The sequence below is a fragment of the Vibrio algicola genome, assembly GCF_009601765.2.
Lineage (GTDB): Bacteria > Pseudomonadota > Gammaproteobacteria > Enterobacterales > Vibrionaceae > Vibrio > Vibrio algicola.
Map to the genome: position 1 here is coordinate 2,305,463 of NZ_CP045699.1, position 11,911 is coordinate 2,317,373.

Sequence of the window (11,911 nt, forward strand, 5' to 3'; positions counted from 1 at the left end):
AAAGGGAAGCCGAAGCTCCCCTTTCTCATTGTACTAACGGTTGTTAGTCTTGTTTACCAAAAGGTATCGGCAATTAAGCGATAACTTTAGCAACAACACCAGCACCAACAGTACGGCCGCCTTCACGGATTGCGAAACGTAGACCTTCGTCCATCGCGATTGGTGCGATTAGAGTTACTATCATTTGTACGTTATCGCCAGGCATTACCATTTCAACGCCTTCTGGCAATTGAATGTCGCCAGTTACGTCCGTTGTACGGAAGTAGAACTGTGGACGGTAACCTTTGAAGAAAGGAGTATGACGACCACCTTCATCTTTTGAAAGTACGTATACTTCTGATTCAAAAGTTGTGTGTGGGTTGATTGAACCTTTAGCAGCCAATACTTGACCACGTTCAACGTCATCACGCTTAGTACCACGTAGAAGTGCACCAACGTTCTCACCTGCACGACCTTCGTCAAGCAGTTTACGGAACATTTCAACACCAGTACAAGTAGAAAGAGTAGTATCTTTGATACCAACGATTTCAACTTCGTCACCTACGCGTAGGATACCGCGCTCGATACGACCTGTTACAACAGTACCACGACCTTGAATTGAGAAAACATCTTCAATTGGAAGTAGGAACGGTTGGTCAACAGCACGCTCTGGTTCTGGGATGTAGTTATCTAGTGCTTCTGCAAGCTCAACGATTTTGTCTTCCCACTCTTTTTCGCCGTTTAGAGCGCCAAGAGCTGAACCTTGGATTACTGGTAAATCATCACCTGGGTAATCGTATTCACAAAGAAGTTCACGAACTTCCATTTCTACTAGTTCTAGTAGTTCTTCGTCATCTACCATGTCACATTTGTTCATGAATACGATGATGAAAGGAATACCAACTTGACGACCAAGTAGGATGTGCTCACGAGTTTGTGGCATAGGGCCATCAGTCGCAGCAACAACTAGGATACCGCCGTCCATTTGAGCAGCACCAGTGATCATGTTTTTAACATAATCGGCGTGTCCTGGGCAATCTACGTGTGCGTAGTGACGAGCAGGAGTATCGTACTCAACGTGAGAAGTAGCGATTGTGATACCACGTTCGCGCTCTTCTGGAGCGTTATCGATAGATGCGAAATCTTTAGCAACACCACCGTACACTTTTGCAAGTGTAGTACAGATAGCAGCAGTAAGAGTTGTTTTACCGTGGTCAACGTGGCCGATAGTACCAACGTTTACGTGCGGTTTCGTACGTTCAAATTTTTCTTTAGACACAATCGTGTTCCTTCCTAGTTATGATTCGTCTTGATCAAAAGGATCAAAACGCGTCAGAATTTGCTATTTTATGCGTCAACTTTCATCAACGCAATAGATTCGTTACTTAATCCGCCAATTGTTTTCATGACCAAATTGTTCAAAAAACGCTTAGTATCATCAAGTAGCCGTGTAATAACGTTTATTAACCACGCTCGGCAATAATTGCTTGTGCAACATTCTTCGGCACTTCCGCATACTCACAAAATTCCATTGAGTATGAAGCACGACCTTGAGTTGCTGAACGTAAGTCGGTAGCGTAACCAAACATAACAGACAGTGGAACTTTGGCTCGAATAATTTTCAAACCAGCATTGCCTTCGTCCATTCCTTCGATAATGCCGCGGCGACGGTTAATATCACCAACCACATCCCCCATCCAATCTTCAGGGGTAGTTACTTCAACTTTCATTACAGGTTCTAAAAGCACAGGTTGCGCTTGCAGGGCACCATTCTTGAAAGCCATTGAGGCGGCAATTTTAAACGCCATCTCACTTGAGTCGACATCATGATATGAGCCATCAAATAGCGTTGCTTTGATATCCATAACAGGATAACCAGCTAGCACACCATTATTCATCTGCTCTTCAATACCTTGCGATATTGAGCTGATGTATTCACTAGGAACAGCACCAGCCACGATTTCGTCTACAAAAACAAATCCTTGATCTTTCTCAGACGGTTCGAGTCTCAGCCATACATGACCATATTGACCCCGACCCACTGTTTCACGAATGAATTTGCCTTCTATTTCTGTTTTGCCTCGAATGGTCTCACGATACGCCACTTGAGGATTACCAACATTACAGTCAACGCTGAATTCACGTTTCATGCGGTCAACTATAATATCTAAGTGTAGCTCACCCATGCCAGAAATTAAGGTCTGACCGGTTTCATTATCCGTTTCAACTCGGAATGATGGATCTTCCGCTGCTAACTTAGCGAGAGCAATCGCCATTTTATCTTGATCGGCTTGCGAGCGTGGTTCAACCACAATTTGAATTACCGGTTCAGGAAATTCCATTCGCTCTAGGATAACTTTATGATTTTGATCGCACAGAGTATCGCCAGTCGTGACATCTTTAAGGCCAATAACGGCAGCAATATCACCGGCTAAAACTTGTTTTACTTCTTCACGCTTATTCGAGTGCATTTGTACAATGCGCCCCAAGCGTTCACGCTTTTGCTTAACCGAGTTATAAACAGTATCACCAGTATTAATCACGCCCGAATAGACACGAATAAATGCCAATGTGCCCACAAATGGGTCGGTCGCAATTTTAAATGCTAACGCAGAGAATGGTTCGGTATCATCTGCATGACGCTCAACATCTTTTTCATTGTCATCAATGCCTTTTATCGCAGGGACATCGATAGGTGATGGCAAGTAATCAATTACCGCATCAAGTGCCGCTTGAACACCTTTGTTTTTAAACGCTGAACCGCAAGTCGCCAAAACAATCTCATTGTTTAGTGTGCGAGTACGAAGTGCTTGTTTAATTTCAGCTTCGGTTAACTCTTCACCTTCAAGGTACTTATCCATCAACTCTTCTGAAGCTTCCGCTGCCGCTTCAATTAAGTTGGTGCGCCATTCTTCAGCTAATTCTTGAATATCTGCTGGAATATCTTCATACGTGAAGGTCATACCTTGATCGGCATCATTCCAGTTAATCGCTTTCATCTTGATAAGGTCAATTACGCCTTTAAAATTCTCTTCGCAACCAATATTGATTTGCAGAGGAACCGGAGTCGCACCAAGACGATTTTTAATTTGTTCAATCACACGGAAAAAATCCGCACCGGTACGGTCCATTTTATTGACGAACACGATACGAGGTACATGATATTTATCCGCTTGACGCCAAACTGTTTCAGATTGAGGTTCAACACCTGATGAACCACAAAAAACCACGACGGCGCCATCAAGTACACGCAATGAACGCTCAACTTCAATGGTGAAATCTACGTGTCCCGGGGTGTCAATAATATTAATGCGGTGGTCGTCAAATTGAGCTTCCATACCACGCCAAAAAGTAGTGGTCGCAGCTGAGGTGATAGTAATCCCACGCTCTTGCTCTTGCTCCATCCAATCCATGGTAGCGGCGCCATCATGGACTTCGCCGATCTTATGAGAAAGACCGGTATAGAACAGAATACGTTCAGTTGTGGTTGTTTTACCTGCATCTACGTGCGCACAAATACCAATGTTGCGGTAACGCTCTATAGGGGTTTTACGAGCCACAATTGTATCCTTATTAACTAATACCATTTCAATAAATGACTGCCAACGTTGTGCAATATCTAGTGAAATGGGAATCAAAACCTCAGGCTTAACCTGACGTGCTACACTATTTCAATTTTATTTGATGAGATTTTTGTTGCTTGAAATAGCAAAAAAGTGCTGCGAGAAAACTCGCAGCACAGAAGGTAGAACTAACGCTGCCTCTTTGTAAACAAAGAGTCTATTACCAGCGGTAGTGTGCGAACGCTTTGTTCGCGTCTGCCATGCGGTGAACGTCTTCACGTTTCTTAACAGCAGTACCTTTGTTTTCTGACGCATCTAGCATTTCAGCAGCTAGGCGCATTGCCATAGATTTTTCACCACGCTTACGCGCAGCTTCAACCATCCAGCGCATAGCAAGAGCGTTACGGCGAACCGGACGAACTTCTACAGGCACTTGGTAAGTTGAACCACCCACACGGCGAGATTTAACTTCTACCGATGGACGAATATTTTCAAGAGCTTCTTCGAATACAGCTAAGTGATCTTTACCAGATTTCTCAGCCATAGTATCTAGTGCAGTGTAAACAATTTTTTCAGCAGTTGATTTCTTACCATCAACCATAAGGATGTTTACAAATTTTGCCAGCAATTCTGATTTGAATTTAGGATCTGGTAGGATCTTACGCTGGCCTATTACGCGACGACGTGGCATGGATGTTTCTCCGTTGTCTTCTTCAGGTTATCCAAAACTTTTCAGTTTTTTCAAAATACAATATATTTTAGTGTTTGGCCTTACTTAACGTTTTCTTTTTTTACAAAAGAGACATTAAGACTTAGGACGTTTAACACCATACTTAGAACGACCTTGTTTACGGTCGTTTACGCCAGCACAGTCAAGCGCGCCGCGAACGGTGTGGTAACGCACACCTGGTAAATCTTTAACACGACCACCACGGATAAGAACAACACTGTGCTCTTGAAGGTTGTGACCTTCGCCGCCGATGTAAGAACTTACTTCGAAGCCGTTAGTTAGACGAACACGACAAACTTTACGTAATGCTGAGTTCGGTTTTTTTGGAGTAGTAGTATATACGCGAGTACATACACCACGTTTTTGTGGACACGCTTCTAGCGCAGGCACGTTGCTTTTAACAACTTGCTTTACACGTGGCTTGCGTACCAACTGGTTAATAGTTGCCATTAAATAGCTCCTGATATACGAAAATAAGCTTGTGAAAAATCTATCCCAGTTTTCTGACTATATTTCATATAATGAGAAATAGGGACGCAAAATTTTATGCATCAAAGGTGTGTGTGTCAAGAAATAACCAATCTTAGTCACGGTATTTTTTTTATTTCACCGTGTTGAGATGACCTATTATAAAGATCATTCCCACGTCATCGATTGTTGATGCTGTTCGGAAAGCAAAACAAAATCATAGTAATCAACAGCTTGGCAAGTATCAACACAATCTAACACTAAACCTCTCGCCTCTAAATCTTGTTTTAAATAGAGATAAGGATCTTTTGGATCTTTTTTATTTGATTGGTCGTTTTTTGCTTCAATTGCGTGATAAACGGCATCTTCAATCAATAAAATCACATCGTCAGGCATCAAATAGGCTGATGCTTGCGCTAATGCTGGGCTGTTTTTCACGATATGGAGCATCTTAATCCTGCCAATGAATGAAGGTTGAGGATCAAAAACTGAGCAGTTTCTGACAGTGATGAATTTTTTGGTTGAGTTCCGCTTGGCTTAAGATCGTGACGGGGATCAGCAAGCTTGATGGTTCAATTTGATAACGCTGTAATGAGGTTTGACAGACATAAATATTGTCGATGTCATACAAATCTAATAACTTAAATGCCGCGGCATAATCTCGGGAGAGCACTTGTTTTGGATCTTGATTCACCAATAACTGTGTTACGCCAGCGCCAATAAAAAATACTTCGATGTCTTCACTGTAGGCCGAAGTTGCCAGCAGTGCATCAAGCCCTTCACGACCTTTGCTTGTGCTGTGGGGAAATGAACGAAAAACAAAGCCTAATTTCATTAGAACTGCACCACTCTGTCTTGGGTTAGCATTGCCGTGGCTAAACCGCCCAAACCTGCCAATTCAAACGATTCAGCGGTATTAGACGCGAGTAACTTATGTGTTTTAGCTTCATTGCTATCAACAATGCCACGCCGCAGTGATGCCGCCACACAGGACTCCAATCGAACTCCATGCTGCTGAGCAAGATCCTTCCATGCTTGGGTAAGATCAAATTCATCATTGGCCGGTAGGATCAAACTCGAGGCATTGTGCACCCCATCTTGATAAAAGAACACGCTGACTAAGCGATGCCCTCTGGCAATTAACGCATTGGCAAACTGATAGGCATGGCGCGCCGATTGACTGCCATACACCGAACCATTCACTAATAATGTATACGTTAAAGGCTGTTCGGTCACTTTTCGCCATCCTCAATTTTACGCTGACGAATGTACAAATAGACCGTATGCTTTGAGATATTCAAACGATCGGCCACTCGGTTGATCGCGTCTTTAATATCAAAGATCCCTTTATCATAAAGATCCATCACGATCTGGCGATTCTTGGTATTATTCGAAACTGATTTGTCGGCATTAATTTCTTCGATTGTACGTTCAACCGTTTGATCCACCAGCTCTTCAACATCACTGGCAAAGTTAACCGATGATGCCGCTTCTTCGGCTTCTGCGGTTGGCATAAAGGCATGCAATACATCAGAAAATGGTGCATCTAAGTTAATATTAATACATAACAGACCAATCACTCGCTGTTCGCCATTACGGATCGCAATGGTGATCGACTTCATCAATACGCCGCCCTTAGCGCGAGTAAAGTATGAACGTGAGAAGTTACGCTCAGAGCCTTCGATGTCTTTGAGCATTTTAAGTGCCAATACCGTGATCGGCGAACCCACTTGACGGCCGGTATTCTCACCATTAGCAATTTTAATCGCTGAAGTATTTAAGTCTTCTAGTGAGTGTAAAACAATCTCACAATAGCTGCCAATTAAGCTAGCAAGACCATCAACAACCGCCTCATAAGAATGCAGAATGATCTTATCGTGTTCCGAAAATGGCTTGGCATGGACCGATTCAATTTCTAACAACGCTTCAGAATGAACTGCTTCAGAGCTCTCCATATCTACCTCAACCAAAATTGTATAAATTAAAAAAATTGATGTAAGTTTATCAGAAAATTTGAATTTGGCATTATCCAGTCCACTATATGATGATATAGAGCAAGTTTCTTCGTCAGACCTCCCAAAGGACAGCAATAAAAAAGGCCTATCAAATAGGCCTTTGGATTATTTTCACCGGCATTTATTGCCAGTGAATAATATTGTCACTACTCATGTTAAGTAGTGTGACAACACCTTATTTATGCGCAGGTGCTTGTGGCGCTGCGTCTGCTTTAACTGACATTAATTCGATTTCGAATACTAATGTAGAGTTTGCAGGAATAGTTGGCGTATCTTGTGCGCCGTAAGCTAGCTCTGGTGGGATAACAACTTGGTATTTAGAACCGACTTTCATTAACTGAACTGCTTCCGTCCAACCAGGGATCACGCGGTTAAGTGGGAAAGTTGCAGGTTCTTTACGATCGTATGAGCTATCGAATTTCTTACCATCGATAAGTTTACCTTCGTAGTTCACAACCACAGTGTCTGTTGCTTTTGGAGTGACACCTGTGCCTTCTTTTTCTACTTTGTACATGATGCCAGATTTAGTGGTTTTTACGCCGTCTTCTTTAGCAAATTTAGCACGGAACTCTTCACCCGCTTTGATAGAAGCGGCTGATTTTTCTTTTGCTTTGGCTTGCATTTTTTCTTGCACGCGTTTGTCTAGGTTTTGCAGCACCGCTTTAGTGTCTTCTTCCGTCATGCCAGATTTCTTAGCAAACGAATCTTCGATACCTTTCAATACGATCTCTTTATCTAACTTGATACCGATCTCAGCTGGTTTTTCAATACTAGTATTTAGGTAGTTCGCGAAAGAAGTACCGATTGCATAAGCGGCTTTTTCGTCGTCAGTTTTGTATTGAGTCATCGCAGGAGAAGCAGCAGATACCGCTTGCTCTGTTTTTGGCGCAGTAGCCGGAGCTTCTTTTGCGTCTTCTTTTTGACAACCTACAGCCAGTAATACAGTTGCTGCTAGCAGCGATACTTTAAAAATCGATTTCATTAAATTCTCCAGCGTGATGGCAGTCCATCATCGTGTTCATTAAAAAGTTTATTGCAGTATATGCTTTGCGCCGTTATGACACCGCGAGGCATATTACCTACTTATACTCAAAGTCTTTGTTAGCAGACCGTGTTTTTTGATCAAAGTTCATAATTTAATTGTAATTTATCTTACTTTTTTCAGTTATTGCAATAAAGCATGATACTTATTACATAAACCTAACAAAGCCATAACTTGCAGCCGTGGAATCATAGTTAATCATTAACCAAGTTGTCATATTTCAAGCGGTGGTTAATTCACGGAAATAAGCTCGCGTTCAGTCAATAAAACTATGTATAATCTTGTCACTGTTTGGCTTACTTTTATTGGAACACTAATGACAACCTCAGCAAGCGACGATCTTCTTAAACAACGCATTGACGATTTAGAGTGTCAATTAGCTTTTCAAGAGCAAACCATCAGCGAGTTAAATGATGCATTAAGCCAACAACAATTACTTATTACTCGCATGCAAGACCAAATGAAATTTGTGGTTGGTAAAGTCAAAAATTTAGATGCGTCTAATTTAGTGGACTCTTCAGAAGAAACCCCACCACCGCATTATTAATGACATTAAATAAACCGACTTAATCATGAAACTTTGATCCTACAAAAAAGCGCTGAACCAATTGGTTAGCGCTTTTTTATTATTCATTAAAGATTAGTGAGAGCAACCGCAGCCGCCATTTCCATCACAACCTTCTTTTTTCTCTTCTTTTTCATGACCACCACAGCAACCACCTTCGTGATCATGGTCGTGACCCGCTTGATGTACATGGCCGTGCGCCATTTCTTCTTCAGTTGCTGCGCGTACCGCAACCACTTCAACATCAAATGTTAGCGTTTGACCCGCAAGCATGTGGTTACCGTCAACCACAACTTCATCGCCATCAACTTCAGTGATTTCTACTGGGATTTGACCTTGGTCGGTATCGGCTAAGAAACGCATACCTACTTCGATTTCATCCACACCGTGGAAAACATTAGCAGGAACACGTTGAACAAGACCTTCATTGTGCTCACCGTAAGCGTCTTCTGGAGCAATAACAGCATTGAACTTGTCGCCTTGTGCTTTGCCGTTAAGTTCGTTCTCTAAACCAGAGATCAAGTTGTTGTGACCATGTAGATAATCCAGTGGTGCTTCCACTGTAGATTGGTCTACGACGACGCCGTCTTCCGTTTTTACTTGGTATGCTAGGCTAACAACAACGTTTTTTTCAATATTCATATTCGCTCCAGACACAGATTAGGCATAAAGGATGAATGAGCACCTAATCGTTATGAGACAAATAATGGGGATAAGTTCGGCAAATTTCAATCATTCAGGCTTAAAAATCCCAATCATTTGCTCAGAGGCGTAAGCAGACTGCTCGACAGTGACCACTTGTGGCTGTGCCGCAGTTGATTTTTTATCCCCTAATTCAGAGGCTTGCTGTTCTTTTTCTGGGTTCTGGCGTTCTAGATAGTCGCATTCGACACATTCAACCATTTCGATGTTGTTGTCATGCCACACCCGCAAACTGTCCGATTCTCCACAGCTTGGGCATTTTGCTCCGGCAATAAATCGTTTCTTAATTGTCATATTGTCTCCGTTAATCCCAATGATTTTGGGTTTTTCGATCGCTTTCCATTTCACGCGCAAATATTTCTTCTAATTCAATCCGTGCTTCTTTGGCTCTAAGGCCGGTGTCTTTATCTTCACTATGTTGAGGTAATAACTCTTTTAGCATGGTGGTGTCGAGTTTTTTAAAGTGTGCTTCTGCTCGCTTGGCCTGATAAGGATGCATGCCCAACTCAGTTAACACTTGGCGACCTAAATCTAATGCTCCTAAAAAGGTTTCGCGTGAAAATAAAGTCACGCCAATATTGAGTAATTGATAAGCTTCAACCCGACTGCGCGCTCGTGCCATTACTTTCAGATTGGGAAAATGCTGCTTACACAATTCGGCAATTTTTAACACTTCATCTGGTGAATCGGTACAAATGGCAATCGCTTCGGCTTGCTCTGCCCCTGCCGCCCTGAGTAAATCCAGTTGAGTGGCATCGCCGTAATACACTTTATAGCCAAACTTGCGTAATACTTGGATTTGACTGGGATCGCTTTCTAATACCGTAATGCGAATTTTATTGGCGTACAGCAAGCGGCCCACCACTTGGCCAAAACGCCCAAAGCCAGCCACGATCACTCTTGGCTCTTCATTAACCACATCCGATTGCATGTCATCCTGCACATTAATGGTACGGCTAAACCATTTTTGTTGCGCCAGTAAGATCAGGGGGGTGGTCATCATGGATAAGCTCACTACCACCAGCAAGAACGACGTCATCTCGGTTCCAAGCAGCCCTTGCCCTGATGCGGCGGTAAACAACACAAAAGCAAACTCACCGCCTTGGCTCAATATAGCCGCCATTCGACTGCGTGCTTTGGCTCGAGTGCCCATTAAGCGCGCCAAGCCGTAAATCAATAATCCTTTGATGGTGACTAAGGCCACCACCGCCAATAGAATTTTGATTGGATATAACCCCAACAAGCCTAAATTGACCGCCATGCCAACCGACATAAAGAACAACCCCAGCAGCAAACCTTTAAATGGTTCAATCGCGCTTTCTAATTCATGACGGTATTCACTCTCTGCCAGTAAAACGCCGGCCAAAAAAGTCCCTAACGCCATGGATAAACCGAGTTTTTGCATGATCACCGAAATACCAATCACCAACAATAATGCAGCGACAGTAAACAGTTCTCGTACTCGGCTCATCACCACAAAGCGAAAAATAGGTCGCAATAAATAATGGCCTCCGACTAATAACCCGACCACACCACCAATCATCCATACCGCATCTAACCAATCGCCGCCCACATTGCCTGCCAATAATGGCAACATAGCAAGCATGGGGATCACAGCGATATCTTGGAATAACAAAATCGCAAAACCTGACTGTCCGGTTTCGGTGCCGCCCAGCCCTTGCTCTTCAATCACTCGCAAAGCAATCGCAGTAGAAGACAACGCCAACCCCATCCCGATCACTAAGCTGTTTTGCCAGCTAATGCCAAACCAATGGGCAATCGCAGAGAGAATTAATGTGGTCACCACCACTTGTGCGCCGCCTAAACCTAAAATAGGAATACGCATTTGCCATAGTTTTTTAGGGTTCAATTCTAAACCGATCAAAAACAGCAATAACACCACACCAAATTCCGCAAAGTGCATGACGCTGTCGACATCACTAATCAGCCCTAATCCCCAAGGACCAATCGCAATACCGGCCAACAAATACCCAAGCACTGAGCCTAAGCCAAAACGTTGCGCCAGCGGCACCGCAATCACCGCTGCCGATAAAAAGACTACGCCACTTTCTAATAATTCAAAGGTTGTTGGTGCCATTTACACTCCTTGTTTCGCCAAGTCGATGTTACAGATTCATTAGCCATTGACGGTAGGCTTGGGCATGTTGTAAGCGTTCTGCATGATTGACATTGCGAGCCCAATATAAGACTAACGGCTCCAGCCAATTCATTTGGCATAATTTTGCCGTCAGTTCAAAAGGTTGCAGTATTTGCTCTAATGGATATTGGTTATAGCCTTTGTCGCTAAAGGCTTGCTTAGATCCGCCCACCGTTATTACGCTACGCCAAGTTTTTCCGGCCAACGCCCGCCCTTCACCAAATGCAAAACCTTTGCCTAATACGGTATCCATCCATTCTTTCATTAACGCAGGGCAAGAATACATAAATAGAGGGTGTTGAAAGACAATGATATCGTGTTCAAGTAACAGGTGATGCTCTATCGCCACATCTATAAAGAAATCTGGATAACGGGCATATAAGTCATGCACACGCACATGAGGAAGATCTTGAATCGCTTTGAGTAAGATTTGATTGGCAACAGAATCGATCGGATCGGGATGTGCAAAAATAACCAACACTCGGGGTGGATTGGGTGAGTTTGATGATCCTTGCAGTGCTGATCCTTTAAGTGATACCGGCGCGGATGTTGAACCGCTCCTTGTTTGAGACATACCTGCTCCTTGATGTCTTTCCTTTGTTCCATGCTAACTTAATGTGCTTTAAGTATAATAAGTATCTTATCTTAAATCGTATAATGATCGACATTTATTGACGAAACGCCTACTA

The 11,911-nt window shown here is 43.0% G+C and carries 14 protein-coding genes; 1 reads left to right on the plus strand and 13 read right to left on the minus strand.

Features of this window, described 5'->3' with window-relative positions:
• Positions 1 to 73 precede the first annotated feature (73 nt).
• The 9 genes from tuf to fkpA all read right to left on the minus strand — a co-directional run bounded on the left by tuf (position 74) and on the right by fkpA (position 7,737).
• Positions 74 to 1,258, minus strand: coding sequence for an elongation factor Tu (gene tuf / locus GFB47_RS10545; RefSeq protein WP_153447924.1), 1,185 nt, complete (start codon positions 1,256 to 1,258; stop codon positions 74 to 76).
• A 184-nt stretch (positions 1,259 to 1,442) separates the two neighbouring features.
• Complete coding sequence (fusA, locus tag GFB47_RS10550) at positions 1,443 to 3,539, minus strand: elongation factor G (RefSeq protein WP_153447925.1); 2,097 nt, start codon at positions 3,537 to 3,539, stop codon at positions 1,443 to 1,445.
• 223 nt (positions 3,540 to 3,762) lie between these two features.
• On the minus strand, positions 3,763 to 4,233 hold the full coding sequence (gene rpsG / locus GFB47_RS10555; RefSeq protein WP_153447926.1) for a 30S ribosomal protein S7: 471 nt from the start codon (positions 4,231 to 4,233) through the stop codon (positions 3,763 to 3,765).
• 114 nt (positions 4,234 to 4,347) lie between these two features.
• Entirely contained in the window at positions 4,348 to 4,722 is a 375-nt protein-coding gene (rpsL, locus tag GFB47_RS10560) for a 30S ribosomal protein S12 (protein WP_153447927.1), read from the minus strand.
• Positions 4,723 to 4,908: 186 nt separating this feature from the next.
• Positions 4,909 to 5,190, minus strand: a complete 282-nt coding sequence (gene tusB, locus GFB47_RS10565) for a sulfurtransferase complex subunit TusB (protein WP_153447928.1) — start codon at positions 5,188 to 5,190, stop codon at positions 4,909 to 4,911.
• Positions 5,191 to 5,221: 31 nt separating this feature from the next.
• Entirely contained in the window at positions 5,222 to 5,575 is a 354-nt protein-coding gene (gene tusC / locus GFB47_RS10570; RefSeq protein ID WP_153447929.1) for a sulfurtransferase complex subunit TusC, read from the minus strand.
• Positions 5,575 to 5,976, minus strand: coding sequence for a sulfurtransferase complex subunit TusD (tusD, locus tag GFB47_RS10575; protein ID WP_153447930.1), 402 nt, complete (start codon positions 5,974 to 5,976; stop codon positions 5,575 to 5,577). Before tusD ends, tusC begins: the two co-directional genes overlap by 1 nt.
• Entirely contained in the window at positions 5,973 to 6,695 is a 723-nt protein-coding gene (locus GFB47_RS10580; protein WP_153447931.1) for a helix-turn-helix transcriptional regulator, read from the minus strand. Before GFB47_RS10580 ends, tusD begins: the two co-directional genes overlap by 4 nt.
• A 235-nt stretch (positions 6,696 to 6,930) precedes the next feature.
• Entirely contained in the window at positions 6,931 to 7,737 is an 807-nt protein-coding gene (gene fkpA, locus GFB47_RS10585; protein ID WP_153447932.1) for an FKBP-type peptidyl-prolyl cis-trans isomerase, read from the minus strand.
• A gap of 376 nt (positions 7,738 to 8,113) precedes the next feature.
• On the opposite strand from fkpA, the gene GFB47_RS10590 reads away from it, so the two are divergent.
• A complete protein-coding gene (locus GFB47_RS10590; RefSeq protein WP_153447933.1) occupies positions 8,114 to 8,344 on the plus strand; it encodes a SlyX family protein in 231 nt (76 codons plus the stop codon).
• A gap of 93 nt (positions 8,345 to 8,437) precedes the next feature.
• Here GFB47_RS10590 and slyD read toward each other — a convergent pair whose 3' ends face one another.
• From slyD to kefG, 4 genes are all read right to left on the minus strand, one after another.
• Entirely contained in the window at positions 8,438 to 9,004 is a 567-nt protein-coding gene (gene slyD / locus GFB47_RS10595; protein ID WP_153447934.1) for a peptidylprolyl isomerase, read from the minus strand.
• A gap of 90 nt (positions 9,005 to 9,094) precedes the next feature.
• Entirely contained in the window at positions 9,095 to 9,358 is a 264-nt protein-coding gene (locus GFB47_RS10600; protein WP_153447935.1) for a YheV family putative zinc ribbon protein, read from the minus strand.
• Positions 9,359 to 9,368: 10 nt separating this feature from the next.
• Positions 9,369 to 11,162, minus strand: coding sequence for a glutathione-regulated potassium-efflux system protein KefB (gene kefB / locus GFB47_RS10605; protein ID WP_153447936.1), 1,794 nt, complete (start codon positions 11,160 to 11,162; stop codon positions 9,369 to 9,371).
• A 28-nt stretch (positions 11,163 to 11,190) separates the two neighbouring features.
• Positions 11,191 to 11,796: a glutathione-regulated potassium-efflux system ancillary protein KefG gene (gene kefG / locus GFB47_RS10610; RefSeq protein WP_153447937.1), complete on the minus strand. Its 606-nt coding sequence runs from the start codon at positions 11,794 to 11,796 to the stop codon at positions 11,191 to 11,193.
• Positions 11,797 to 11,911: the final 115 nt, after the last annotated feature.

Coding starts and splice junctions, on each gene's coding strand:
- kefG (WP_153447937.1), bottom strand. CDS start 11,796: ATGTCTCAAACAAGGAGCGGTTCAACATCCGCGCCGGTATCACTTAAA.
- GFB47_RS10590 (WP_153447933.1), top strand. CDS start 8,114: ATGACAACCTCAGCAAGCGACGATCTTCTTAAACAACGCATTGACGAT.
- slyD (WP_153447934.1), bottom strand. CDS start 9,004: ATGAATATTGAAAAAAACGTTGTTGTTAGCCTAGCATACCAAGTAAAA.
- rpsG (WP_153447926.1), bottom strand. CDS start 4,233: ATGCCACGTCGTCGCGTAATAGGCCAGCGTAAGATCCTACCAGATCCT.
- GFB47_RS10580 (WP_153447931.1), bottom strand. CDS start 6,695: ATGGAGAGCTCTGAAGCAGTTCATTCTGAAGCGTTGTTAGAAATTGAA.
- kefB (WP_153447936.1), bottom strand. CDS start 11,162: ATGGCACCAACAACCTTTGAATTATTAGAAAGTGGCGTAGTCTTTTTA.
- tusC (WP_153447929.1), bottom strand. CDS start 5,575: ATGAAATTAGGCTTTGTTTTTCGTTCATTTCCCCACAGCACAAGCAAA.
- rpsL (WP_153447927.1), bottom strand. CDS start 4,722: ATGGCAACTATTAACCAGTTGGTACGCAAGCCACGTGTAAAGCAAGTT.
- GFB47_RS10600 (WP_153447935.1), bottom strand. CDS start 9,358: ATGACAATTAAGAAACGATTTATTGCCGGAGCAAAATGCCCAAGCTGT.
- tusB (WP_153447928.1), bottom strand. CDS start 5,190: ATGCTCCATATCGTGAAAAACAGCCCAGCATTAGCGCAAGCATCAGCC.
- fkpA (WP_153447932.1), bottom strand. CDS start 7,737: ATGAAATCGATTTTTAAAGTATCGCTGCTAGCAGCAACTGTATTACTG.